This is a genomic window from Niveibacterium sp. COAC-50, from assembly GCF_013184235.1.
Taxonomy (GTDB): domain Bacteria; phylum Pseudomonadota; class Gammaproteobacteria; order Burkholderiales; family Rhodocyclaceae; genus Niveibacterium; species Niveibacterium microcysteis.
Genome location: NZ_JABCJM010000011.1, coordinates 1 through 23,937 on the forward strand (window position 1 = coordinate 1; position 23,937 = coordinate 23,937).

General features: G+C 60.9%; 23 protein-coding genes. 13 read left to right on the forward strand and 10 right to left on the reverse strand.

Annotation, left to right across the window (positions count from 1 at the left end):
- Positions 1-142 precede the first annotated feature (142 nt).
- The 3 genes from HH302_RS21900 to HH302_RS21910 all read right to left on the reverse strand — a co-directional run bounded on the left by HH302_RS21900 (position 143) and on the right by HH302_RS21910 (position 4,282).
- On the reverse strand, positions 143-2,038 hold the full coding sequence (locus tag HH302_RS21900; protein ID WP_172205253.1) for a propionate--CoA ligase: 1,896 nt from the start codon (positions 2,036-2,038) through the stop codon (positions 143-145).
- 102 nt (positions 2,039-2,140) lie between these two features.
- Complete coding sequence (locus HH302_RS21905) at positions 2,141-3,262, reverse strand: PleD family two-component system response regulator (protein ID WP_172205256.1); 1,122 nt, start codon at positions 3,260-3,262, stop codon at positions 2,141-2,143.
- Between the two features lie 24 nt (positions 3,263-3,286).
- Positions 3,287-4,282, reverse strand: coding sequence for an oxidoreductase (locus HH302_RS21910; protein WP_172205259.1), 996 nt, complete (start codon positions 4,280-4,282; stop codon positions 3,287-3,289).
- Between the two features lie 180 nt (positions 4,283-4,462).
- Between HH302_RS21910 and HH302_RS21915 the strand changes: the two genes are divergently transcribed.
- Together HH302_RS21915 and HH302_RS21920 are read left to right on the forward strand one after the other, a co-directional pair.
- Positions 4,463-5,332, forward strand: a complete 870-nt coding sequence (locus HH302_RS21915) for an HDOD domain-containing protein (protein WP_172205263.1) — start codon at positions 4,463-4,465, stop codon at positions 5,330-5,332.
- 4 nt (positions 5,333-5,336) lie between these two features.
- Positions 5,337-6,185, forward strand: coding sequence for an ABC transporter substrate-binding protein (locus tag HH302_RS21920; protein WP_172205267.1), 849 nt, complete (start codon positions 5,337-5,339; stop codon positions 6,183-6,185).
- Between the two features lie 25 nt (positions 6,186-6,210).
- Here the strand turns inward: HH302_RS21920 and kynA are convergent, their stop codons facing one another.
- The 3 genes from kynA to kynB are packed head-to-tail and all read right to left on the reverse strand — an operon-like array spanning position 6,211 to position 8,955.
- Positions 6,211-7,059, reverse strand: coding sequence for a tryptophan 2,3-dioxygenase (gene kynA, locus HH302_RS21925; protein ID WP_172205269.1), 849 nt, complete (start codon positions 7,057-7,059; stop codon positions 6,211-6,213).
- 1 nt (position 7,060) lies between these two features.
- Entirely contained in the window at positions 7,061-8,323 is a 1,263-nt protein-coding gene (gene kynU / locus HH302_RS21930; protein WP_172205271.1) for a kynureninase, read from the reverse strand.
- On the reverse strand, positions 8,320-8,955 hold the full coding sequence (gene kynB, locus HH302_RS21935) for an arylformamidase (RefSeq protein WP_172205273.1): 636 nt from the start codon (positions 8,953-8,955) through the stop codon (positions 8,320-8,322). The genes kynU and kynB overlap by 4 nt, the downstream gene beginning before the upstream one ends.
- A gap of 165 nt (positions 8,956-9,120) precedes the next feature.
- Between kynB and HH302_RS21940 the strand changes: the two genes are divergently transcribed.
- Positions 9,121-10,620 (forward strand): M48 family metalloprotease, encoded by a 1,500-nt coding sequence (locus tag HH302_RS21940; protein ID WP_172205275.1) that lies wholly within the window; start codon positions 9,121-9,123, stop codon positions 10,618-10,620.
- A 75-nt stretch (positions 10,621-10,695) separates the two neighbouring features.
- Here HH302_RS21940 and HH302_RS21945 read toward each other — a convergent pair whose 3' ends face one another.
- The 4 genes from HH302_RS21945 to HH302_RS21960 form a co-directional block, all read right to left on the reverse strand.
- Complete coding sequence (locus HH302_RS21945; protein ID WP_172205277.1) at positions 10,696-10,848, reverse strand: hypothetical protein; 153 nt, start codon at positions 10,846-10,848, stop codon at positions 10,696-10,698.
- 194 nt (positions 10,849-11,042) lie between these two features.
- Complete coding sequence (locus HH302_RS21950) at positions 11,043-11,789, reverse strand: transporter (RefSeq protein ID WP_172205279.1); 747 nt, start codon at positions 11,787-11,789, stop codon at positions 11,043-11,045.
- A gap of 107 nt (positions 11,790-11,896) precedes the next feature.
- Entirely contained in the window at positions 11,897-13,798 is a 1,902-nt protein-coding gene (locus tag HH302_RS21955; protein WP_172205281.1) for an ATP-binding cassette domain-containing protein, read from the reverse strand.
- Positions 13,799-13,867: 69 nt separating this feature from the next.
- Positions 13,868-14,854 carry an integron integrase gene (locus HH302_RS21960; protein WP_253946277.1) on the reverse strand — a complete coding sequence of 329 codons (987 nt, stop codon included), beginning with the start codon at positions 14,852-14,854 and terminating at the stop codon, positions 13,868-13,870.
- A gap of 143 nt (positions 14,855-14,997) precedes the next feature.
- On the opposite strand from HH302_RS21960, the gene HH302_RS21965 reads away from it, so the two are divergent.
- The 10 genes from HH302_RS21965 to HH302_RS22010 all read left to right on the forward strand — a co-directional run bounded on the left by HH302_RS21965 (position 14,998) and on the right by HH302_RS22010 (position 23,669).
- Positions 14,998-15,531 (forward strand): YcxB family protein, encoded by a 534-nt coding sequence (locus tag HH302_RS21965; protein WP_172205284.1) that lies wholly within the window; start codon positions 14,998-15,000, stop codon positions 15,529-15,531.
- A 1,082-nt stretch (positions 15,532-16,613) separates the two neighbouring features.
- A complete protein-coding gene (locus tag HH302_RS21970) occupies positions 16,614-17,021 on the forward strand; it encodes a hypothetical protein (RefSeq protein WP_172205286.1) in 408 nt (135 codons plus the stop codon).
- A 106-nt stretch (positions 17,022-17,127) separates the two neighbouring features.
- Complete coding sequence (locus HH302_RS21975) at positions 17,128-17,409, forward strand: hypothetical protein (RefSeq protein ID WP_172205289.1); 282 nt, start codon at positions 17,128-17,130, stop codon at positions 17,407-17,409.
- 224 nt (positions 17,410-17,633) lie between these two features.
- On the forward strand, positions 17,634-17,801 hold the full coding sequence (locus tag HH302_RS21980) for a hypothetical protein (RefSeq protein WP_172205292.1): 168 nt from the start codon (positions 17,634-17,636) through the stop codon (positions 17,799-17,801).
- 204 nt (positions 17,802-18,005) lie between these two features.
- The gene (locus tag HH302_RS21985) at positions 18,006-18,986 is read left to right on the forward strand and encodes a SagB/ThcOx family dehydrogenase (protein ID WP_172205295.1); all 981 of its coding nucleotides are present in this window, start codon (positions 18,006-18,008) and stop codon (positions 18,984-18,986) included.
- Positions 18,983-20,002, forward strand: coding sequence for a SagB/ThcOx family dehydrogenase (locus tag HH302_RS21990; protein WP_172205298.1), 1,020 nt, complete (start codon positions 18,983-18,985; stop codon positions 20,000-20,002). Before HH302_RS21985 ends, HH302_RS21990 begins: the two co-directional genes overlap by 4 nt.
- Before the next feature lie 160 nt (positions 20,003-20,162).
- The gene (locus HH302_RS21995; protein ID WP_172205301.1) at positions 20,163-20,633 is read left to right on the forward strand and encodes an HAD family hydrolase; all 471 of its coding nucleotides are present in this window, start codon (positions 20,163-20,165) and stop codon (positions 20,631-20,633) included.
- A 1,354-nt stretch (positions 20,634-21,987) separates the two neighbouring features.
- Positions 21,988-22,146, forward strand: coding sequence for a hypothetical protein (locus tag HH302_RS22000; protein ID WP_172205304.1), 159 nt, complete (start codon positions 21,988-21,990; stop codon positions 22,144-22,146).
- A 90-nt stretch (positions 22,147-22,236) separates the two neighbouring features.
- Positions 22,237-22,545 (forward strand): hypothetical protein, encoded by a 309-nt coding sequence (locus HH302_RS22005; protein WP_172205307.1) that lies wholly within the window; start codon positions 22,237-22,239, stop codon positions 22,543-22,545.
- A gap of 737 nt (positions 22,546-23,282) precedes the next feature.
- Positions 23,283-23,669, forward strand: coding sequence for a hypothetical protein (locus HH302_RS22010; protein WP_172205310.1), 387 nt, complete (start codon positions 23,283-23,285; stop codon positions 23,667-23,669).
- The last annotated feature ends 268 nt before the right edge of the window (positions 23,670-23,937 follow it).

The following is a 23,937-nucleotide window of genomic DNA, read 5'->3' on the forward strand; positions in this document are numbered from 1 at the left end:
CCTCGGTTGCGCCACGCACGGTGAGCGGCACGGTGGTCGCCGAAGGCACGGCAGTGACGGTGCTCACGAAGTAACACCGCTGCGCGCATCAAGCAAAACGGCCGGGCATTGCCCGGCCGTTTTCTTTGCTGGCTCGGCGGCCTCAGTTGCCGCCGAGCGCCTCGCGGATCTGCTGCAAGGTCGTCGGATCATCAATCGTCGTCAGGTCGCCCGGGTCGCGCCCTTCGGCCAGCGCCTGGATCGAGCGGCGCAACATCTTGCCGGAGCGGGTCTTGGGCAGGCCGCTGACGAAGTGAACCCGACCGGGTCGCGCAATCGCACCGAGCAGGCCATCGACCGTCTTCATCACCTCGGCCTCGAGCGCCGCACGCTTTTCCTCGGTATCACTGCGGCTCGGGTCCTTCAGTACTGCAAAGGCAATCGGCAACTGCCCCTTCAACGCGTCGTTCACCCCCACCACCGCCACTTCGGCGATGGCGTTGTGCCCCTGCACCGCCTCCTCGATTTCGCGGGTGCCGAGTCGGTGGCCGGCGACGTTGATCACGTCATCGGTACGACCAAGGATGAAGTAGTAGCCATCCGCATCGCGAATACCCCAGTCGAAGCTCGAATAGACCTGCGGCTCCTTGAACAGCGTGAAGTAGGTGCTGACAAAGCGCTTGTCGTCGCCCCATACGGTCGAAAGACAGCCCGGCGGCAGCGGCGGCACCACACCCACCACGCCCTTCTCGTTCGCGGCGGCCTCGGAACCGTCTTCACGGAAGATGCGCAGGTCGTAGCCATACACCGGGAAGCTCGGCGAACCGAACTTGATCGGCGTCTGCTCCACGCCCGGCATCGCGGACAACATCGCCCAGCCCGTCTCGGTCTGCCAGTAATGGTCGATCACCGGCCGCTTGAGCTCGCCCATGATCCATTCATGGGTCGGCTGGTCGAGCGGCTCTCCAGCCAGATACAGGCTGCGCAGGCTCGACAGATCGTGCTTGTGGATCAGCTCGGCCGGATGCTTCTTCAGCACACGGATGGCCGTGGGCGCCGAGAACATCACGCTGACCTTGTATTTCTCGACGATGCTCCACCACACGCCGGCGTCCGGCTTGATCGGCGTGCCCTCGAACATGATCGTCGCCATGCCGGCGATCAGCGGGCCATAGATGATGTAGCTGTGGCCGACGACCCAGCCGATGTCCGAAGTCGAGAACATCGTTTCGCCCGCGTTGCCGCAGTAGATGTACTTCATCGACGCCGCCAGCGCGACCGCATAGCCGCCGGTATCACGCTGCACGCCCTTGGGTTTCCCGGTGGTACCTGAGGTGTACAGGATGTACGAAGGCTCCGATGACTCCAGCCATTCGCACGGCACCTCGGCATTAAGGTGGTGTGCGCGCAGCGTGGCGTAGTCCAGATCGCGGCCTTCCACTCGCGGGAAGCCGACGTCAATGCCGCGATCAACAATCAGCACCCGCTCGGGCGGGTTCTGCGCGAGGCGGCAAGCTTCATCCACCAGATGCTTGTAAGGAACCGCCTTGCCGCCACGCATGCCGGCGTCCGCCGTCACCATCACCTTCGGGCGCGCATCGTCGATGCGTGTCGCCAGACTACCCGCAGCAAAGCCGCCGAACACCACTGAGTGGATCGCGCCGATGCGTGCACAGGCCAGCATGGCAAACGCCGCCTCGGCAATCATCGGCATGTAGATCAGTACACGATCGCCACGCCCGACACCCAGACCACGCAGGATCGCGGCGGCGCGCTCCACCTCACGCTTGAGTTCGGCAAAGCTGTAGGTGCGCTCGACCCCGGTTTCGGTCGAGATGTAGATCAGCGCAGGGGCATCAGGCCGCTGCGCGGCGTGGCGATCGACCGCGTTGTGACAGAGATTGGTTCGCCCACCGGCGAACCACTTGGCGAACGGCGGGTTCGAGAAGTCGCACACCGTCGTCGGCGGTGTCTGCCAGTCGATCAGATTCGCCTGTTCGCCCCAGAAACCGTTGCGATCGTCGATCGAACGGCGATGAAACTCCTTGTAGCTTGTCATGCTCTCCCCCCGAAGACCAAAACAAAATCCCCTGTTTTGAGCAGGGGATTCTTGGGGGTCAGCCTTACATTGCACTGACGCAGGCGCGGCGGCCTGCGGAGATCAGAGATGCGTGCGGATCGGGTTGCCGATCTCGGTGCGCTCGATGTTGATCAGGTTCGCTCGCTCGGCCAGCAACGCGAGCGGCATCCCGGTGCGGAACTCCGCGTCGATGAACTCGAGCAGCGGCATCATCGTGCCGACCAATTCGCGCACCCGACGGCGCACTTCGTCCGTCTGGCCGGTACGCAGTTGCGTCAGTGCGTGGTCCACGCTGACCGCGAGGCGGCTGAAGCGGCCGACGTTTTCTGGCGTGACCTCTCCGGAATCCGACACGACGGTGTTGCCGCCCATCAGCTTGCCGTCCTGCACCCGCTGCACGGCCAGCGCGATCAGCGATTCGAGCGTCATGTGCGCATCGCCGCCAGCGGTAGCCAGACCGATCGTCAGGCTGATGCGGATGCGCTCTTCCTTGTAGGTCATCACGATCGTTTCGATCGCGCGACGCAGGCGCAGCGCAAACGCACCGCAGGCATCAAGGTCGGCCGACGGCGAGATGATTGCAAACTGCCCTTCGGCCAGATGCGCCACCGTGTCTTCCTTGCGCACCTTGGCCGACAGCAGCTTGGACATCTTGCGGTGGATCAGCTGCGCCACATGGTGGCCATAGCGGGCGGAGAGATCGGCGTAGTGGTCGATCTCGATCGCCATGACCGACACGTCGCCGTGGTAGTTGCGCACCAGCTGCTCGCGGCTCTTTTCGAGGTCGCGGCGGGTCTGCGCCAGCTTCACCAGGGCCTCGAGGCGCGCCAGCAACTCAACGGTAGGCGTGCCTTTGCTGATGAAGTCGGTCGCACCGGCTTCCTTTGCCCGCACGCGCGCTTCCTCCTCGTCCTCGCCCGAGATGATGATCACCGGCAGGTCGTGGATGCGGGCGAGCCGCGAGGTGCGGATGCGTTCGAGCAGGCCGTAGCCGTCCAGCCGCGGCATGCCGATGTCGGAGATCACCACCTCGATTGTCGGATCGAGCAGCAGCGTCTGCCAGCCGGCTTCGCCGTCGGCTTCCTCGCGCACTTCGAAGTTCGCACGGATCTGTTTGATCAGCGACGCGCGCACCATGCGCGAATCGTCCACGATCAGCACACGAGGCAGTTGGGTCGCGTGTTGCTCAGGGGCTTGGCTCATGTCGGGGGTGAGTCCGGAAACGATTCAGGAAGCAATCCGCACCACCACGCGGCCGTGTGCCTGGCCGGCGATGAAGCGGTCGAATTCAGTCGGCAGTGCATCAAACGCGACCTCGCGCGTCAATGCGTCGAGATGGCGCGGGCGCAGATCCGTCGCCAGCCGCGCCCACACATGTTCGCGGATCGCCGCGGGAGCGTATCCGGAATCAATGCCAAGCAGGCTGGCGCCACGCAGGATGAAGGGCATCACCGTGGTGTTCAGATCGGTACTGGCCGCAAGGCCGATGCTCGCGATCGTACCCCAGGGCTTCATCGTGCTGGCGATCCAGGCCAGCACATCACCACCGAGGTTATCCACCGCACCGGCCCACAGGCCTTTGTCGAGCGGCTTCATGTTCGCCAGGTCAAGCTCACTGCGCAGCATCACGCGCGCCGCACCGATCGATTTGAGCCAGTCCGCCTGGTCAGCCTTGCCGGTCAGCGCAACCACCTCGTAGCCCCGCCCGGCCAGCATGTCGATCGCCAGGCTGCCCACCCCGCCGGTGGCACCGGTCACAATCACGGCACCGTTCTCGGGCTTGAGGCCGTTGTCTTCCATGCGCTGCACGCCAAGCGCCGCGGTGAAGCCGGCTGTGCCCAGCGCCATGGCCTGGCGCAGATCCATGCCCGCAGGCAAGGGCAATACCCAACCGCCGGGCACCAAAGCGTATTCGGCATAACCACCATGGTGTGCCACACCGATGTCGTAACTGGTTGCGATGACCTTGTCGCCCGGTTTGAAACGCGGCGCAGCGCTGCGCTCCACCACGCCGGCCAAGTCGATTCCGCCCACGCACGGGAAGCGCCGGATGATGCGGCCTTTGCCGGTGGCAGCCAGTGCGTCCTTGTAATTGATGCTGGAGTAGGCGACACGGATCAGCACGTCGCCCTTGTCGAGCGCATCCTCGGACAGGGTGCGGAAGCCCGCGCTGACGCGGCGGTCAGCGTCCTGATCGACCACAAAGGCCTTGAACGACTTCATCGGTGTCCCCATTCCTGCGCCCCCCGGCAAGCCCGAAGCGTGACGTATTTGACGTTATCGGCCGATTATACGCTGGGCATGAGGGCCAATCGGGCCCCGTTCGGCGCCAGACTTGAGAGCCCTCAAGCCGCGCCGCTCGGGTGCCGTTATTGCCTTATGGCGCCAGTCGGGCCGGAGACCATGCTTACCAAACCATTCGCCGAACTCAACAGCTATGTGCTGTACCTGCGCAGCGTCGAATTCCCGGTGCTGCGCCGCACCGCGCAGGAGCTCAACGCGCTGAAGGACGACGAAGACAACGTCTCGGCGCGCCAGATCGCGGGCTGCGTGCTGCAGGATCCGCTGATGGCACTCAAGCTGATGATCCATCTGCAGCGCAACCGCAGCAGCACGCAGAATCACGACATCACGACGATCGAGCGCGCGATCATGATGCTCGGCGTGACGCCCTTCTTCCGCCGTTTCGGCGAGATCCCGACGGTGGAGGATCAACTTGCGAACCACCCGCGCGCCCTGCTGGGCGTGCTCAAGGTCATTACGCGGGCCAAGCGCGCCGCTTACTTCGCGCGCGACTGGGCCTTGCACCGCCACGATATCGATGTAGACGAAATCACTGTGGCGGCACTGCTGCACGAGGTCGCCGAGATTCTCTGCTGGTGCTTTGCGCCAGATCTGGTACAGCAAGCCTTCGCGCTGCAGCGCGCCAACCCGGGCATGCGCAGCAGCGCGGCGCAAAAGGCCACGATGGGAATCGCGATTCCCGACCTGCAACTCGCGCTGGTACGCGAGTATTCGCTGCCAGAACTTCTGATCACCCTGATGGACCCGCAACGCACCGACAACCCCCGGGTACGCACCGTGTTGCTGGCGTGCGACCTCGCCCGCCACTGCGCCAACGGATGGGACGACCCGGCGCTGCCGGACGACTTCCGCGCGATTGGTGACCTGCTGCACATGGATGTCGGCCATGTGATGCAGCGGGTTGGCGTGCCGGCCGACGCCGCCGTATTGCGGATCGGAGAGTCGCCGGAATCCCCGGATTCGCTCTGATCGGATGGGCGACAGACGCGGGCAGCCCCGCTTAACAATACGGCGCTACCTGGGCCGCCTACTACCGTGGCTGCTGGGTCTCGCCGCCACCAATGCCATCGCCGAGCCTTTGCAAGCCTGCACCCGGCCGCTATCGGTCGGCTTCTATGCCATACCCCCTTACTACTACCGCGGTAGCGACGGCGCGGAATGGCGCGGTATCGACCGTGATCTCATCGACGAACTGGCGCGCCGAACCGGCTGCCGATTCGAGCATCGCTTCGAGTCGCGTGTGCGCATCTGGCAGCAACTCCAGGCCGGCTCGCTCGATCTGAGCGCGTCTGCAGTCCAGACGCCGGAGCGCGACCGCTTCGCACGCTTCATCCCCTACACCACGGAACGCAATCTCGTTGCGGTGCGGTCTTCGGCACCGGCGTCGATCAATGCGACGACGGTGATGACGGACCCGACATTGACGCTGGCGATCACGCGGGGCTATCGCTACGGCGCGCCCTTCGACGACTGGATCGAGACGCTCAGGGCCGCCGGCCGCACCACGGAAGCGGCCGACGAAGAAGCCGCACTTCGCCTGGTGACGATCGGACGCGCCGATGCGGCAATCGTGCGGGATTCCGCCTGGCGCTTGCTTGCGCGCTTGTATCCGGCGGCAAGCCTGCGGCGGCTCGACGTCGGTGCGCCCGTCATCGAGGTCAACCTGGTCCTGTCGCGCGCCCAGATCGGCGCCGGCCTCTACGACAAGTTCAACGCCGCCATTGCATCGTTGAAGCACGACGGCAGCCTGCGCCGGATCATTGACCGGCATGTGTCGCCGGAGGCCGCGCCGGCTCGCGGCAACGAGAGCCCGGCGCCCTGAGGGCCCGATGCGGCCAGCGCCGGAATCAGCGCTGCCGTAACTCGGTGCGAACCGCGAAGAGCTCCGGGAAGAAACTCAATTCAAGCGCCCGGCGCAGAAACCCCACACCGCTCGACCCACCGGTGCCGGCACGAAAGCCGATCACCCGCTCCACGGTTTTCATGTGCCGGAAGCGCCAGAGCTGGAAGTACTCCTCCACATCGACGAGCTTCTCGCACATCTCGTAGGCTTCCCAGCAGTCGCGCGGGTTTTCGTAGATGCTGCGGAACACCTCGACCAGCGCGTCCACCTTGCGGTAAGGCTGCGACCAGTCGCGCTCGATGCACTCGGCCGGCACTGGCAGGCCACGCCGCGCGAGGTGGCACAGGAACTCGTCGTAGAGGCTGGGGGCTTCAAGCGTTGCGCGTAGCGCCGCCTGCTGCGCCGGATCATGGCGAAACACCTCCACCATCGCGGCGTTCTTGTTGCCGAGCAGGAATTCGATCGTGCGGTACTGGTGCGACTGAAAGCCGGACGAGTTGCCCAGCACACCGCGGAACTCCATGTATTCGGAGGGCGTCAGCGTCTCGAGCACCGCCCACTGCTCGAACAGCTGCATTTGCACCTGCTTCACTCGGGCGAGAATCTTGAAACACGGCCCCAGCTCATCGCGCTGCACATGGCGAATCGCGGCGGAAAGCTCATGGATCATGAGCTTCATCCACAGCTCCGACACCTGATGCTGCACGATGAAGAGCATTTCATCGTGATGCGGCGGATCGGAAAGCGGCTTCTGCTGCGCCAGCAGGCCGTCCAGGCACAAATAGCCACCGTACGAGAGCCGATCACGCAGGTCGGTGACGATGCTGTCTTCGAGTTCGCGCTGATTGTCCAATTCAGGTCACCGCACTGCGTTCGGCGAAGCGGGCTTCCAGCCACTCGCCGGTTTCCAGCACCGTCGCCAGGGCTTCGGCCGCGTCCCACACATCGGTGAAGCGGATGTAGAGCGGCGCAAAGCCGAAGCGCAAGATGTCCGGCGCGCGAAAGTCACCGATCACGCCGCGCGCAATCAGCGCCTGGCAAACCGGCCACGCCGAATCGAATGCGAAACTCACCTGCGAGCCGCGGCGCGCGGCCTCGCGTGGCGTGACCAGCGTGAGCCCCTGGCCGGCGCAGCGCGCCTCGACCCGCTCGATGAACAGATCGGTCAGTGCGAGCGACTTGGCGCGCAAGGCGGCCATGCCACCGTAGGGCTCCGCCGCAAGCAGCGTTTCGACGCCACATTCGAGCGCGCTCATGGCGAGGACGGACGGCGTACCGCACAGGTAGCGCGCAACGCCCTCGCCCGCCTCATAGCCCGGCACGAAGTCGAAGGGCCGCGCATGCCCCATCCAGCCGGAGAGCGGCTGGCGGAAGCGACTCACATGGCGCGGCGCCACCCACACGAAAGCCGGCGCACCCGGCCCGCCATTGAGGTACTTGTAGCCGCAGCCGATCGCGAAGTCGGCGCCGTCGTCGTTCAAGGCCACCGGCAGCGCCCCGGCCGAATGGGCCAGATCCCACACGGTCAGCGCGCCGGCCGCGTGTGCGGCGGCAGAGAGCGCCGCCATGTCGTGCAGCGCGCCGGTGCGGTAATTCACCTGGGTGAGCATCAACACTGCGGTCTTCGGGCCCAGCGCCGCCGGAATCTCGTCTGCCGAATCAACCAGGCGCAGCGTGTAGCGGCCACCAAGCAGCTCCGACAAGCCCTGCACGATGTAGAGATCGGTCGGGAAGTTGTCGCGCTCCGAGACGATCTCGCAGCGCGCCGGGTCGTCTTCGCCGACGATGCGCAGCGCCGCGGCGAGCACCTTGAAGAGGTTCACCGACGTCGAATCCGCCGCAATCAGCTCGCCAGCGCCTGCGCCCACCAGCGGCGCGATCTGGTCGCCAACATCAGCCGGCAGGTCGATCCAGCCAGCGCTATTCCAGCTCTTGATCAGATCCGTGCCCCACTCGCCGCGGATCACCGCTGCAATGCGGTCGGGCGTGGCGCGTGGCAGCGGGCCGAGCGAATTGCCGTCGAGGTAGATCACGCCCGGCGGCAGTTCGAACTGGTCGCGCAAGGGCGCCAGCGGGTCGGCGGCGTCACGCAGGAGGCAGTCTTCACGCGTGGTCACGGCAGCTCCCGCAACACCGCGCGCACAGGGCTGGCATCCGCGGTCGTCAGTTTGAGGGGCAGTGCGATCAGCTCGTAGTCGCCAGCCGGCACCTCATCGAGCACGAGGCATTCGAGCACCGCCATGCCGTGAGCCCGCACGCGCTGGTGGCTATCCAGCGTCTTCGACTGCTCTGGGTCGAGCGAAGGCGTATCGATGCCGACCAGCTTCACACCCAGCGCGGCGAGCAGGTCGATGGTTTCCGGCGCCAGTGCAGTGAAGTCCGCATCCCATTCGTCCACCGCGGCGCGAAAGCGGGTGCGCACCAGCACGCGCGGCGGTGTATCCACCAGTTGCGGTGCTATCAGGTCTGGCGTGATCAGCGCGCGGCGGCCGATTGCGTGAATCACACGGCAGGGCCCGAGGTAAGCATCGAGCGGCACCGCGCCGATCGCCGCGCCGTGCGGGTCGTAGTGCAGCGGTGCGTCGGCATGGGCGCCGGTGTGCGGCGATAGCGTCAGCGTGCTGACGTTGACCGGGCTGTCGGGCCCGATCTGCCAGGTCCAGTGCTGCTGAAACGGTGTATCACCGGGGAAAACCGGGCTGGCGGCCGCAACCGGCGGCGAGATGTCCCAGAGACGGGCTGGCTGCATGGTTTATCCGGCCCGGGGCCGGCATGAATCGTTAAGCGTTCAGTCTAGCCGTGGCGTGATGCCAGGTCATGTTGCCGCGCGACAGTTCTTCCGGGTTCATGCCAATGGTTTTTTGGTGTTTTTGTCGGATAATGCAATTTGAAGCCCCGCCGTCGAGTGCCGCCCATGACCGAGTCCGAATTCCGCAACCTCGTCGCTCACCTTGAGCGCGAGTGCGACATTGCACCTGGCCGCTACCGCGCCAAGGTCACCGCGCTGGCGGGGCTGGGCTACGCCTACGCCGTGGGCATGCTGGCACTCACACTTGGCGGCGTGTTCGCCGGTATCGGGCTGGTGGCGTCGCGACATGCACTGATTGGCGGCAAGCTGGTGCTGATCTGCGGTGTGGCAGCCTTTCTGGTGATCCGTGCGCTGTGGGTGCGGCTTGATCCACCCAGCGGGCGGCGCGTTTCGCGCGAGGAAGCACCGCACCTGTGGCGGCTCGTCGACAAGCTGCGCGCCAAGCAGGCGGGGCCGGAAATCCACGAGATCATCATCGATGAGGCGTTCAACGCATCAATCGTGCAAACGCCGCGCCTGGGCATCTTCGGCTGGTATCGCAACACGCTCACGCTGGGCCTGCCGTTGCTGCAAGCCCTGTCGCCAAAGGAATGCGCCGCCGTGATGGCGCACGAATACGGCCACATCTCGGGCGCGCACGGCAAGACCGGCGCCTGGATCTATCGCATCCGGCTGGTGTGGATGCGGCTGGCGGAAGTTTTCGCGCAGGAAGAGGGTTGGTTCGACAAACTCTTCACCCGTTTCTTCCGCTGGTACATCCCCTGGTTCAACGCCTACAGCTTCGTGCTCGCGCGCCAGCAGGAATACGAAGCGGACCAGGCCTCCGCCCGCTTCGTTGGCCGAACCACCACCGCTAGCGCCTTGATTGCCGCGAGCGTGAAAGGCCGCTTCATGGCCGAGAAGTTCTGGCCCGCGCTGTATGCACAGGCGGACCATCAACCGCGGCCCGGCTTCATGCCGCATGCCGCGATGCGCACCGCATTGCGTGTCGCCGGCGACTCGGAGGACTTCAAGACCTGGATGTGGGATGCGCTGGCCCGCCTGACCACCTATGACGACACCCACCCCAGCCTGCGCGACCGCCTCGATGCGCTCGGCATGAAGCCCATTGTGCCGACACATCCGGAGCACAGCGCGGCACAAGTGCTGCTGCGTGACGCCCTGCCCCGTATCACGAGCGATCTGGACGCCGCGTGGCTCACCGCGGTGGAGGCCCAATGGCGCGAGCGGCACAACAAGGTGCGCGCAGCGCAAGCCGAGGTGGAGCGGCTAGGCGATGCCAACCCCGCCCGACTCGAAGTCGAGGAGAAATCCCGCTACGCCCTGGCGCTGCTGACGCTTGACCGCGTGAATGAAGCCCTGCCCTTGCTGTGCGAGGCCGCCGAACACGCGCGCGGCAACGCCGAAACCGCAATGGCAGCCGGCCGCATCCTCGCCGAACGCGGAGACGACGCAGCCGTGCGCTACTTCGAGATGGCGATGGACCGCGACGGCGACATGATTCCCGAAGCGACCTGGCGCGCCATGCAGTTGTACGAACACATCGGCAACGAAGCGCTCACCGAGGAATGGCGGGCGCGCTACGAACGCATCATCGCGGACTAAGCTGGCCGCACCGGAAAGCTCAAGCCCTTGCCCACCGCTTCACGCAGGCGGGCGCCGGCGAACCAGAACGCCAGATCAACGGGGAGCGCGGCCAAGGCGCACAGCAAACTGCCGTTTGCAGTCTTCCTGCTGAAACTCGTTGGCAACGACCGTCAGATCCGGGTTCAGCGCGGCGAAGGCATTAATCAGTGCAGCCCACGCGGTGCGTTGCCGGCCGCTGGAGATCATGAAATCAATCACCAACGGGCGCGCCACTGCGCCAGCCACGCGCCGCGCGTGGCGAACCCAGCAGTGCAGGCATCGGGGCCACGGCGTTATGGCGCGAAGCAGTCATGAGCCAATTATCGACAGGCCCGCACCGCGCCGGTGTAAAGACAAGTGACAAAGGCCGCGATGGGGTGGCAGGTAGCGGTGCAGGTGACTCACCAGCGCCACGCCAGCCCTACGCCCGCACCGTGATGCGCCTCAGACTTGTTCAGACCATGCCGGTAACCGACGTCAAGGTCGAAGGTGGGCGCAACACGGTAAATCAGCCCAAGCGTCAGCAGGGCCGGCCCCTGATTGACGTCGGGCTCGGTGCCTGAGCTGTAGACGACTTCGCCGACGGCCTGCAGCGCGTCGTTGAACGCGTGACCAAGGCCGGCAGACAGCGCCCATTGCCGTTTCCGAACGCTGGCGGCGTCGCCGCAGGCGTATGCGCCTACGGCGTTGGCAATCAGCGTCCAGGCTTCGTACTCATAGGTGGCGATTGCCGACACGCCGTAAAACGGCAAGCCGTTGCCGAGGCCACGACTGTGGTCACCCGTGGGCATTGTCGCGAAAGGCTTTAGCGCCAGCGAGGCGCCGTCGGCAGAATAGAAGCGCCACTTGGCGCCAAGGCTCAAGTCGCCAGCGCCCTGTGTTGCCAGTACGCTGCCACTGTCATCAAGGGCTTCGGCACGCAGCCATGTGGCGTTGAGGTACACATCCAGCGTATCGATCGCACCGCGCGTCAGCGTGGCATTGGACACCCGCTGGCGGGTGCTGGCATCGCGGTCGCGGGTGTAATCCCCGCTCAATTCAAGTTGCCAGCCACCCTCGCCTTGCGTCGCCGCGTCATCCGAAATCAACGGATGCGCTGCATGCACGCAGATCGGGAGGCACAGCAAGAGCGAAGCGCAGCGAATCATGGTCGAAATTCCGTCGGTTTGCCTGGACGCCGAATGTAATCACGGCCGCATTGCGCCAAGCTTGATCCAGACGAAACTCGTTGCGATTGATTCGCATTACCACCACATCAACCCGCTTTGCCCTCCAGCGCCTCCCAACGCTCCAGCAGGGTCAGCAGCTCCAGCTCGATTTCCTCAAGCCGCGCATTGAAGCGTGGCACATTCTCTGGCTGCGCCTTGTAGATCCCGGGGTCCGCCAGTTGTTGCTGCAAACTGGCCTGTTCGTTCTCAAGTTGCGCGATCTTGCCCGGCAGCTGTTCAAGCTCGCGCTTCTCGTTGAACGAGAGCTTGTTTCCGCGGGCGGGCGCCTTGCGATCTGCCTCCGGCGCCTTCGCCGTTGGGGCGGGCTTGGCAGCTTCCTTCTCGGCCGCGGCAGCGGCGTCGCGCACGCGCTTCCAATCGTAGTAACCGCCGGCGTACTCGCCCCAGCGACCGTCGCCGTCCGCGGCGATGGTCTGCGTCACGACGTTATCGAGGAAGGTCCGGTCGTGGCTGACCAGGAAGATCGTGCCGTCGTACTCGGCGAGAAGTTGTTCCAGCAGCTCAAGCGTCTCGACATCCAGATCGTTGGTCGGCTCGTCCAGCACCAGGATGTTCGCGGGCTGCGCAAACAGGCGCGCCAACAACAAGCGGTTGCGCTCCCCGCCCGAGAGTGACTTCACCGGTGAGCGCGCCCGCTGCGGCGAGAACAGGAAGTCTTCCAGATAGCCAATCACATGCTTGCGCGACTTGCCGATCTCGACCCAGTCGCTGCCAGGGCTGATCACATCGCGCAGCGGCATCTCGGGATCGAGCTGGGTGCGGAACTGGTCAAAATAGGCGATCTGCTGCTTGGTGCCACGGCGAATCTGGCCCTCGTCGGGCTCCAGATCGCCGAGGATCAGCTTGAGCAGCGTCGTTTTGCCCGCGCCGTTCGGGCCGATCAGGCCGATGCGGTCGCCACGCATCAGGCGCGTGGAGAATTCGCGGATCACCACCTTGTCCCCAAATCGCTTGGTGACGTTGTGCAATTCTGCGATCAGCTGGCCGCTCTGGTCGCCGCGGTCCAGCTGCAGGCTCACGTTGCCCATGCGGTCACGCCGCGCCGCACGCTGACGGCGCAGGTCCTCCAGCCGCTTCACGCGACCTTCGTTACGAGTGCGACGCGCCTCGACGCCTTTACGGATCCACACCTCTTCTTGCGCGAGGAACTTGTCGAAATCCGCAGCCGCCTTGGCTTCGATATCGAGCAGATCTGCTTTGCGCCTCTGGTATTCGCTGAAGCTACCGGGGAAGCTTGCGAGCTTGCCGCGGTCCAGCTCGACGATGCGGGTCGACACCGCGTCCATGAAGGCGCGGTCGTGCGTGATCACCACGACGCCACCACGGAAGGAGCGGATCAATTCCTCCAGCCAGCCAATCGCATCGATATCGAGGTGGTTGGTTGGTTCGTCGAGCAACAACAGGTCCGGCTCACCTGCCAGCGCCCGCGCCAACGCCACCCGCTTGATTCCACCGCCCGACAAGGCGCTGACTTTCACCGCGCCATCGAGCTTGAGCCGGTCGATCACTTGCTCAACCTTGTGGTGCAGGGTCCAGCCGTTGGTCGCTTCGAGCTGATGCTGCAGATCCTCCAGCCGCGTCAGCGCCGCCGCATCGCCCTGCCCCACCAGCGCCGCACAGGCGTGATATTCGGCGATCAGGCGGGCGGCTTCGCCTACACCGTCTGCCACCGTCGCAAACACATCTCGGTCCAGATCGAAGTCCGGCTCCTGCGACACGTAAGCGGTCTTGAGGCCCGGCTGGCGCCAGACCGTGCCGTCATCCAGCTTCGCCATACCGGCCAGGGTCCGCATCAGGCTGGACTTGCCGGCACCGTTGCGTCCGATCAGCGCCACGCGCTCGCCCGGCTCAAGCACCAGCTCGGCATGGTCGAGCAAGGCCACATCGCCAAAGGCAAGGCAGGCGGCATCAAGGGTCAGCAAAGGCATGGCGGTACTCAGGTGATTCAAAGGAAGGCGGTGATTCTACCGGCTCCCTTGATCAAGCCGGCCGCTGCGTCACCCCAGCCTATCGAGCGGGCTCGTTACGGCCAGCCCGCCGCGGTTCAGGACGTGGGTGTAGATCATCGTCGTCGAAACGTCGGAATGGCCCAGCAGCTCCTGAACCGTGCGGATGTCCTGCCCCGCCTCCAGCAGATGCGTCGCGAACGAATGGCGCAGCGTGTGCGGCGTGACCGGCTTATCAATCTTTGTCGCCGAAAGCGCCCGCTTCACCGCGCGCTGAATCATCTGCTCATCAACATGATGCCGACGCTCCGCACCGCTTCGCGGATCCACCGACAAGGACGCCGCTGCAAACACATACTGCCAACCGAACGCCGTTTCGGAGCCGGGGTACTTTCTCGCCAACGCATGCGGCAAATACACACTGCCGCGACCTTGCTCCAGATCGCGCAAATGAACTTCCCGCCGCCAACGCACCTGCGCCCGCAAACCCTCCACCAACGCCGCGGGCAACATCGTCACGCGATCCTTATTGCCTTTCCCCTCGCGAATCAGAATCTCACGACGAGAAAAGTCGACGTCTTTCACGCGCAGCCGAACCGCCTCCATCAAACGCATACCGGTCCCATACAACAAACGCACGATCAGGTTCATCAGGGGATCATCAACAGCTGCCACGAGGCGCGACACCTCAGCCTGTGTCAGCACGCACGGTAGCCGTTTCGGTTTCTTGGCCCTCGTCACCTCGTCGAGCCACGGCAAGGTCTGCCCCAGCACCTCGCGATACAAGAACAGGATCGCCGACAGCGCCTGCCCCTGCGTCGCCGCGGCAACGTTGTGCTCAACGGCAAGACTCGTGAGAAATGCCTCAACCTCCCCCTTGCCGAGGCCTTCCGGATGACGCTTGCCGTGAAAGAGAATGAAGCGTTTGACCCAACCCAAATAGGCCGTCTCGGTGCGAATGCTGTAATGCTTCACCCGCAGCCGATCCCGCATGAGGTCGAGCAACTTCGGCTGCTGGCCATCCGTGCGTAAAACCATTGCGAGACCTCAGGATATTCGTCAATACAGGCGGCATATTTCCCCCGTATGGCAGTAACTTCCATGACTTATGACACAGTCTTGGATTGATGAATATCCTGGGATAACAGTTTACTGAAGTCTACTTAACGTTAGGCTTGCCCATGAAGTGCTCGTTCACCCTTTCGAAGGACGACTACAAAGCGCTTATGAAGGTAGTTTCAAAGCGTTTAGTCGCACTCTCCGGCGCAAATACGAAGCTATTCTTCGTAAACCTTCTAGTGTGGTTCGTCATCGGAATTGCGTTTTCCATGCACATCTCCATGCTACGGAAGTACCCGGGCATCACCCACGACATTCTCTTTGTTGCTGGATTTTCGCTCGCCGCTTTGGCGGCAATCATCATTGGCTCAGCGTATCGAAACCAGATCGTGCGCCGCGTCGCTCATTCCGGGGACAGTTGGTTCTATCAAACGCAAGCCGCAGAATTCGACGCCACGGGTCTGACTGCGTCCGGATCCTATGGTGAAACAAGGTATGTGTGGTCTGCCTTTAAGCATGTCGAAGAAGACACAGCGAACCTGTACCTCTTCCTCGACAACAGCCAAGCGTATGTACTGCCAAAGAAGGCCCTTGCCGACTGCGGCGCAGATCAGGATGTTCGCGCGTGGCTGGCCTCGCATGCCATCCTTGCCTAACAATTCCGTCAACGGGACGCCAAACTGCTGCGCAGTTTGGTTCCCTCCGCTGCGCTCCGGCGCCCGTTACGTCCAACGTTAGGTGCTTAATGCTTCGATCGCTTCCCGCGCGAATTGCTTTCTCTTTCTGCCTTGGCCTCGTCTGCGCTTTCCTTTATTTCGCTGGGCCAATGGTTGAGCTTCCACGGTGGCTTCCCGAGGTGGTTTACCTGGGAATCATCTCCGCCGTCTTAGTAGCTGTCTCTCAGGCGTTCGCCACGCTCTCCCTCTGGCAAGTCGTGGCACATAGCATTCCCGTCACTGCGGTCACGGTTGTGCTCGCTCGCGCCATCGGCGGTCCGCTCGGGCCATTCATTCGCCCAGTTGCCGCGGTCTGGCTTGGCGCAGCGCTCGTATGGGCCATGTCTTACTACCGGCGCGCTGGCGGCCGCGCAAACCTCAATGCAAATTAGCGCCGCACCTAACAAGTCCGTCAACGGGACGCCAAACTGCTGCGCAGTTTGGTTCCCTCCGCTGCGCTCCGGCGCCCGTTACGTCCAACGTTAGGCGATCAATGCGCCTCTACTACCTCGCATTTGCCTTACTTGCCATCGTGAGTGTTTCTGGCTTTTCTGAAGTGTTTGCACGCGGTCTGTCACGAAACGAAATCGCAATCCAAGCCGCCCGCGAAAGCAGTTGCTTTCTCGCCAAAGAGAAGGAATGCGCTAAGCGCCTAGAAGACGAATGCCTTGCCGCTGGGGGTACTTGGGGTGGTGTTATTAGCGGCCGAGGAAGGAGTCCCGGCTGTACGTACGTCACAATTGATGGCGGGAATCACTGCACAACCTCAAACGATTGCGCCGCAGCTTGTATTGCCACTTCCGAACTTAAAAATCCGTCGTCTTGCCAATGCTCGCCCCGGTCTCGCGAGCCCAAAGGCGAGAGCATTCATTTATGCACCGCAACCGGAGTATCTAGCGTCCATGCAGATTGATGCCGTGCAAGAATCGCCTAACCAGTCCGTCAACGGGACGCCAAAATGCTACGCATTTTGGTTCCCTCCGCTGCGCTCCGGCGCCCGTTACGTCCAACGTTAGGCGGTCATGAAGAGAGGCACGGTTATCGCAGTGGCGTTATCTGCGTTTCTCGCAGGTGGCGTAGTCCTGGGGCTGTTCTCGATGCATATCTCAGCCGCGTTGATTGCTCACGCTTTCGAAGCACGCGTCGTGGCTGATGCAAAATCGCGACTTGCGCTGCTCAAAGCGCTCGATGAAAACCAGAATGCCGAGGCTGCCAAGCAGGTGAACATACTTCTGGACGGTGACATCATTGCCGCGGCAGCCGCGCTCAAAGAGCGCGGTACGGACTCTGCTCTCGAATCCGTTCTGCGTGAAACTGCCGAGCGCAGGCAGCGAGACTCATACGTCAGCCCAGATCCAACGGTTGCATCGGCGGTCAAGAACGCGTTATCTCAAGTCGACGCTCCGGCTCTTAAACCGAATGACAAATAGCTGCCCACCGCCTAACAAGTCCGTCAACGGGACGCCAAAATGCTGCGCATTTTGGTTCCCTCCGCTGCGCTCCGGCGCCCGTTACGTCCAACGTTAGGCTGAAAACATGAAAGCGGCGGTCTCCCAAGCCAAGTTCCGCTTCACTCAATGGTGGCAAGCGCCAATCACGCGTGCAGATCGAATTCGGGGCGCCGCTGTCGGGGCATTGGCTTGCTTCTGGATCTTTGGTCTTGGTCGCCTCATGTTGGCCCAGGAACCCGTTGGGCTAAGCGTCTTGGTGTGGTGGGCAGTTGGTGGTGCAATCGCTGGCATCTTGCTTGGCATGCGCTTCCCCAAGGCAGTAACCTGCATCCTCTTCCCGTTCTCCACCTTCGGCATCACCGGTTGAGCAGTAGCTCACTTTGCCACTCCAGCATGAATCCAGCTCTCTGCAACCGCCAGCCGCCTAACCCCTCCGTCAAGGGGACGTCCCGCAAGCGGGCCGCCCCTTACGTCGAACGTTGGGCGTCACTGAAAACCATCGCCTTCTTTGCGGAGCTTGTGGATTAGGCCCCATCGGCTGCCTAGCTCACAATTGCACTTAAAGCCGACGTATCTACCCAGGAGAGACCTATGGCAAACGAGCAAAAGCCTGAAGAAATCGTCAAGATCTACAGAGACTCATCGGACAAAGAGCGCATCCTTGTGGAGGTTCTCGGCGAGCCGATAGTCGCCCTGAAGCAAATGAAGGCGGAACCGTGGCTTCTCAAAGATCGGAAAGATCAGGCAGAGCCGAAGTAACTTTCGAGGCAAGAGGGGGCGTGCGCGATTAGCGCGCACGCCCGCTCGCTATGCGACAAGAGCGAAATGATGGCTAGCTTGGTATGTCATTCAGCAGTGCGTCTATTCCCGCCAGTCAATTCTGACCGCTGGCGTGCGGTAAACCTTTACACAAAAGTTACGTACGGCTGCTCCCCCTTGGCGGCAATGCTTCTAGTGGCATTCATGGGAGGCGCAAATAGACAGGAAATTGTTCAACTGTTTCTAAGAAAGTATTGCTTTGAGGAAGCCGTTACGGATGCGTCTATTTCAACGCTTTTGGAGCTTCGGCTCCTAACTCAGCCTGACGATTACTCTCATCAAAAGTGTTCGCGGTTGTGCCGCGAGTGGTCACGCTATGGCTGGGTTGATACAGCAGACTACCAACTTGCAACCTTGGATTATCCATTTGCAGACTATGCGGCTGACGGGAGGGAAATCGACTTCCAGCGAATGCGGGAATACGTGAATGATGAGCCAGACACTGAAAGATCTAAGACCTATCCGAGCCCTGAGGATCGAATTACTGCCCCAAATACTCTCTGCGCCCTAGAAGAACTTTCCGAATCTTTTTCTAGTGTCTGGACAACTGAACCTCCTCTTCAGCGGTTTACAAAAGAGCATTGCTTGACCCTAATGTCAGCGGTCTTTGGTGTACTGAAACGAAGGCCGCTTTCCGATAGTCCAGAACTAATTGAGGCAGCCATAAACAAGACCAGCCCATCTGGCGGATCTCGTCACCCCACCGAAGCCTATCTCTTTGCCTGCAACATTCAAGGGTTGGGCTCTGGCGTCTACCACTTCAACATCGACAACAGTTCTCTTGACGCTATTGGCGACTTAGACACATCCGAGCCGACGTTGATGCGGATGTTTTCTGGACCTATGCGCGCCTCATTTAGAATAGATGCATTCGTCGTTATGACTAGCGTGTTTGATCGAAGTATGTGGCGCTATCGTGAGCCGAGAAGCTTCAGGGCGATCTACATGGATGTTGGCCATCTTTGCGGAACGTTAGATATTGTCGCAAAGTCGCTAGGCTTGAATTGCTTGGTTCAGCATGGACTCAGCGAACAACCCATTGCCAAACTGCTAGGAACTCACACACTTACCGAAGGGGTCATCTATGGCGCAGCCCTTGGTGGATCAGACGCGAGGCCTATATGAAGTGGAAACCAACCCTGACGATCCGCGAAAATTACATAGATGGTCGGGAGGGCATTCAACTTAGCGATCCAATTAACATGAAGCGCCTCTTGGTCGCCAAGGAGGATGTATTGGATTTGATTGCCGACATGGCTTCCGTTCGTAAGACCGAAATAGAGAATGCGTTAGCAGATCAAGGAGCATTGGCGGAAGAATGGTCGTCCCTGTCCGAATGGAGTGCGGGCCTAGATCATTGGGAGAAACGCAACTGGAAACTTGCGTTGTCATACTATTTGTGGGCGCGACGCGACACATTCCTTGATGAAGGGCCGGAATACGAAGCCATTCGATGTGAAGCCCTGGAAAGTATGCTTAGCGAGAGCGACTTGCCACTTCCTTCTCCGATCGACGACTCAGAGCGAATTGATATTGGAAATGTCCGCCCGTTACCCGAAGATCAAAGCGTCGGTGCTGTCCTCAGATCACGGAGGACTACCCAAGTATTCGTTACTGATAAGACGTTCGACAGTCGGTTATTTGGAGGGCTGCTTAGGGAAAGTTTTTCTGTCTCGCGGCGGTACCACGTACCCGACATTCAAGAGCACATTCACAACATACTGCACGGCGTTGGGTTTGCGTTTGATCCTTATATAGCCGTCTTTAATGTCGACGGCCTTGATCCCGGAATTTATTACTACAACATTAGCCAAGATAGGATTCGCCTAGAGTCCGCAGGTGATTACAGACGAGACGTGTGTGCCGCGTTGATCGGCCACAATCAGGCATTAACCGCAGCTTGCACAATCTTTCTCGTTGTCGATTTTCAGCGCTTCCAGTGGAGGTATCGACATGAGCGTGCACTACGAAACTTATACGTAGATTCGGGTCGCATGGCTCAGTATTTAATATTGGTTGCTACGGCCTATGGACTCAAGAACCACATCACGCCTGCGACTGTGGATTCGGCTTTCGCAACTCTGCTGAAAATTGATCCGGAGCGCCGGCAGGTCTTTTATGGAATTACGCTTGGGTATTAGACTGCCACACATCAATGACGCCCAACACTGCGGTCAAGGGGACTGGCTTACAGCGGGCTTCGCCCGCCTCCAGCCAGCCCCTTACCTTGGACGTTAGGCTTCTTGTATGCCCACATTCTCATCTGTTCGAGCTATCTGCTTTGACTGGGGCGGAACCCTCATGTCTGAAACGGATGGCCCAGAAGATCAAGCAATGGCACTTTGGCCAAAGGTCTCTGCGATTCAGGGCGCACATGAATGTCTATCAATGCTTCAGGGAAAATTTTCTCTTTCAATCGCCACAAATGCAGCGGTCTCTACGCAACCACTAATTGAACAGGCTTTAGGTCGAGTTGGCCTTGATAAATATTTCACCAACTATTTTTGTTTCACTGAGGTTGGGTATAAGAAGAGTCAAAGCGAGTTTTGGAAATCAGTTCAAAATCAGCTTGAGTTACAACCACATCAAATTGTGATGTTCGGTGACTCACTAGAGCAAGACGTGATAGCACCAAGTAAATTTGGCATTAAGTCGGTTTGGTTCAATGCAGACGGGGCGCGTCAAGTGCCGTCAAATGAAATCGTTTCAGTTACACGACTGGAAGATTTTTCGAAGTACATGTTGTTGGCTAATCATGAAAAATCAGCCTAACAATTCCGTCGAGAGGGACCGCCTGCAAGCTGCGCTTGCAGGTTCCCTTCGCGGCTTCGCCGCTACGGCGGCCCCTCACGTCAAACGTTAGGTGTCTATGCCTTTGGTGCAGCGAGTTCGGCCGAGAATTGGCGACGTAATCGAGATTCCAACACCCAAGGGCTTGGCGTATGCGCACTTCACGCATAAGCACGTCAAGTATGGCGCGCTGCTTCGTGTTCTTCCGGCACTGCATGGGTCACGGCCGTCGGACTTCTCGGGCTTGGTCACACATACCCCACAATTCACAGCATTCTTTCCTCTCGGAACCGCCTGCAATCAAGGGATAGTATGCGTTGTGGCCCACGAACCGATTCCGCCGCATACGCGCGACTTTCCTACTTTCCGCACATCTCTCCGAACCCCAGAGGGTTATGGCGTGTGGTGGCTGTGGGATGGTGACCGAGAGTGGAAGGTTGGGCAGTTGACTCCTGGCATGGAGCAACTTCCGGTTCGAGGCATTTGGAACGACGCATTACTGATCAAACGAATAACTGAGGGCTGGCGTAATGAATTCGACACCTAACAAGTCAGTCAACGGGACACCCAAACGCTGCGCGTTTGGGTTCCCTCGGCTGCGCCTCGGTGCCCGTTACTTTCAACGTTGGGCGTCATGACGACTTGGCTACACTTCTCCATCGTTGTCGTATTGCTCGGGTTCCTCTCTTGGCATATCTCGCGATGGGCGGCGGTTTCAAAGCCGCCCGCCTTGGTCCAAGCCATAGCCGTTTCGCCGCTTTTGGCTGGCGTCGGGCTAATCATCTACGCACTGGGCTTCGCGCAAACTCCACTAGTTCGGGAAAGGCTCCCACTGGAGTTGCTCCTTCGAAGCGCAGTGCCACTCATTTTTGCACTGCAACCTCTCAGCATTTCCGTCATCGTTCCACGGCTGTTGTTGCGCTTTAACTCCCCCGACGTCGGCGACGCACGGCGCGCGGGTTTTGCCGCATCATGCTTGGCACTTTTAGTGGCGCCGTTTGGCGCACTTATCGCGGGCTGCGGTTTGGCGGGCGTTTGTGTATAGAGTCAAGGCCGCGACGCCCAACAAGTCCGTCAACGGGACGCCAAACTGCTGCGCAGCTTGGTGCCCTCCGCGGCGCTCCGGCGCCCGTTACGTCCAACGTTAGCCAGCTTTGAATGAATGAAAGTGGTCAGTGTGCAAAAGCTCATCCTAATTTCAGCCATTTCGGCTTTTCTCTGCCTCTCCGGGTGCGCCCAAAGCACGGGTGCTAACGCAGTCGCGAGTTCCTCGTCTTCTTCGTCTAGCGCAGGGCAAACCGCCGAGGGTTCCATCGTCGGCGAAGGCTCGATATCGGTGGCCAATCATCGCGTCGAGGTTAAGGGCGGGAAAGTCACCGTTGACGGCGTCTCATTCGGTGAAGCGTCCGAAAGCAGCACAGTCCGCTACCTCGTCACGCCGAGTGGCGCCAAGCTCTTCGTTGACGGTCAGCTTCGCAATGCCGCGGCTGGCTAACAAGTCAGTCAACGGGACCCCAAACGCTGTGCGTTTGGGTTCCCTCGGCTGCGCCTCGGTGCCCGTTACTTCCAACGTTGGCCATTCGCAATGAAAGACCTTCTCGTTCAAATCTGCGCGAGGCTCATTTGGCCCGCCGTTGCGCTCGTGGCAGGCTTGCCGGCATTGGCCAGCGGCGTTGCAGCGCATGACAACTCGCAACTTGTCTCCGGCATTGGCTGGCTCGTTCTTGCTGTGGGGTGGTTTATGCAACCACTCAACTTCAAATCGCGCGTCGCCAATCGAGCTGCCACATTGGCTTCTGCGTCGATCGGTAGCCCACGCATTCCTGGCGTGCTAAACCTGTGCGGTGGAGCGCTGCTCATTGCGGGTTTTGTTCTTCGCCTCGTCCACGGCTAACAGGTCAGTCAACCGGACACCCAAATGCTACGCATTTGGGTTCCCTTCGCTGGCGCTCCGGTGCCGGCTACTTTTACGTTAGCCGTCATGTACCGTACTGTCATACCTCGATGCACTGTCCCTGGCTCGGTGGAACCGGTTCCTTACTCGCACTTCATGACTGGCGCTGTGCCAAGCAAGTGCAGCACATGCGAGCACTTGTTTGAAGGCAGCTGTAGGCGTGCTATGGAGCAAGTTCGTGGCTACCTAGCACTCGATCATGGCCCTTGCCCCATGAGGGGCCCAACGAGTCCAGTGATTGTTGAAACCGAGCATTACATCAGTAAGGTCTCAGTGCCCGCGAAGTGTGAGCGCTGTCGCCACCTTGCACTCGATAGAGTTCGAGGCTTCGTTTGCAACTTCGAACACGAAAAGTGGGGCGCCTTTCCACGCTCCCTTGATTGGGCCGCGTGGAGCCCTGAACACCCGAACGTTGGGCTAAAGAGTGGCCGCTCTGTATCGCACGAGGTTCTGCAAGCCGTTGCTGCACAGCGTGAGGTCGAAGCAATAAAGGCATTTCGCGCAGCCCATCGTGACGCTACGCTCAAAGAGGCGCGAGAGGCGTACTCTGAACTTCTGCAACAGGTCTCGCGCAGTGACGGCTAACCAGTCCGTCAACGGGACGCCAAACTGCTGCGCAGTTTGCTTCCCTCCGCTGCGCTCCGGCGCCCGTTACGTCCAACGTTAGGCCTCTCCTTATGCCAGATCACATTCTCTCCTGGTCAACCGCCAATGGCGGCGGGAATCAAAATGTGCCGGCATGGACGGACGTATTGCCCTATCTCGAAGAAGTTCGTAACGGAGGGGGAGTTGTTACTCTCGATACAATTGAAGACGCACGAACGACCTATCGTTCTCTTCAAGTCCGTTCTGAGGCCGGCAACTATTTGCTAACGCTTGGCGAGGAAACCGATGACGATTGGGAGGTTCGCACCTACCACAATCCGAACAGCAAAGAAAGTCGGGTCGAATTGCTCGGTGATTACTGGGACGCGAAGATGATTTTTCGTAATTTCGAAGTAGTAGTCGCCGCATTCAAGGAGTTCTACGAGCTCGGCAACGTAAGCGTCGCGCTTTTGTCGTAGTTCAATGTTCGTTCGAACAAAGATGAAATTTCTCGCAAACCGAGGCCTAACCCTACGGTCAACCGGACAGCCCAAAAGCAGCGCTGCGCGCCGTCTTTTGGGTCCCCTTCGCCCTATGGGCTTCGGCTGCCGGTTACCTTCACTACAAGGGCTTCCCCAGTAGTCAAGGCGAACTGATCCAACGGCCACGCAACACGTGGCCGTTTTGCTTCCTGCCAAACCGCTTTGTTCTTCCGGTCGTTGGGCTGCGTAGCTCGATTGAGTGAGG

Bases quoted from the DNA above. Each gene is read 5' to 3' on its own strand.
- HH302_RS21900 (WP_172205253.1), bottom strand. From the start codon at position 2,038: ATGACAAGCTACAAGGAGTTTCATCGCCGTTCGATCGACGATCGCAAC.
- HH302_RS21905 (WP_172205256.1), bottom strand. From the start codon at position 3,262: ATGAGCCAAGCCCCTGAGCAACACGCGACCCAACTGCCTCGTGTGCTG.
- HH302_RS21910 (WP_172205259.1), bottom strand. From the start codon at position 4,282: ATGAAGTCGTTCAAGGCCTTTGTGGTCGATCAGGACGCTGACCGCCGC.
- HH302_RS21915 (WP_172205263.1), top strand. From the start codon at position 4,463: ATGCTTACCAAACCATTCGCCGAACTCAACAGCTATGTGCTGTACCTG.
- HH302_RS21920 (WP_172205267.1), top strand. From the start codon at position 5,337: ATGGGCGACAGACGCGGGCAGCCCCGCTTAACAATACGGCGCTACCTG.
- kynB (WP_172205273.1), bottom strand. From the start codon at position 8,955: ATGCAGCCAGCCCGTCTCTGGGACATCTCGCCGCCGGTTGCGGCCGCC.
- HH302_RS21940 (WP_172205275.1), top strand. From the start codon at position 9,121: ATGACCGAGTCCGAATTCCGCAACCTCGTCGCTCACCTTGAGCGCGAG.
- HH302_RS21945 (WP_172205277.1), bottom strand. From the start codon at position 10,848: ATGATCTCCAGCGGCCGGCAACGCACCGCGTGGGCTGCACTGATTAAT.
- HH302_RS21950 (WP_172205279.1), bottom strand. From the start codon at position 11,789: ATGATTCGCTGCGCTTCGCTCTTGCTGTGCCTCCCGATCTGCGTGCAT.
- HH302_RS21955 (WP_172205281.1), bottom strand. From the start codon at position 13,798: ATGCCTTTGCTGACCCTTGATGCCGCCTGCCTTGCCTTTGGCGATGTG.
- HH302_RS21960 (WP_253946277.1), bottom strand. From the start codon at position 14,854: ATGGTTTTACGCACGGATGGCCAGCAGCCGAAGTTGCTCGACCTCATG.
- HH302_RS21965 (WP_172205284.1), top strand. From the start codon at position 14,998: ATGAAGTGCTCGTTCACCCTTTCGAAGGACGACTACAAAGCGCTTATG.
- HH302_RS21970 (WP_172205286.1), top strand. From the start codon at position 16,614: ATGAAGAGAGGCACGGTTATCGCAGTGGCGTTATCTGCGTTTCTCGCA.
- HH302_RS21975 (WP_172205289.1), top strand. From the start codon at position 17,128: ATGAAAGCGGCGGTCTCCCAAGCCAAGTTCCGCTTCACTCAATGGTGG.
- HH302_RS21980 (WP_172205292.1), top strand. From the start codon at position 17,634: ATGGCAAACGAGCAAAAGCCTGAAGAAATCGTCAAGATCTACAGAGAC.
- HH302_RS21985 (WP_172205295.1), top strand. From the start codon at position 18,006: ATGGGAGGCGCAAATAGACAGGAAATTGTTCAACTGTTTCTAAGAAAG.
- HH302_RS21990 (WP_172205298.1), top strand. From the start codon at position 18,983: ATGAAGTGGAAACCAACCCTGACGATCCGCGAAAATTACATAGATGGT.
- HH302_RS21995 (WP_172205301.1), top strand. From the start codon at position 20,163: ATGTCTGAAACGGATGGCCCAGAAGATCAAGCAATGGCACTTTGGCCA.
- HH302_RS22005 (WP_172205307.1), top strand. From the start codon at position 22,237: ATGAAAGACCTTCTCGTTCAAATCTGCGCGAGGCTCATTTGGCCCGCC.
- HH302_RS22010 (WP_172205310.1), top strand. From the start codon at position 23,283: ATGCCAGATCACATTCTCTCCTGGTCAACCGCCAATGGCGGCGGGAAT.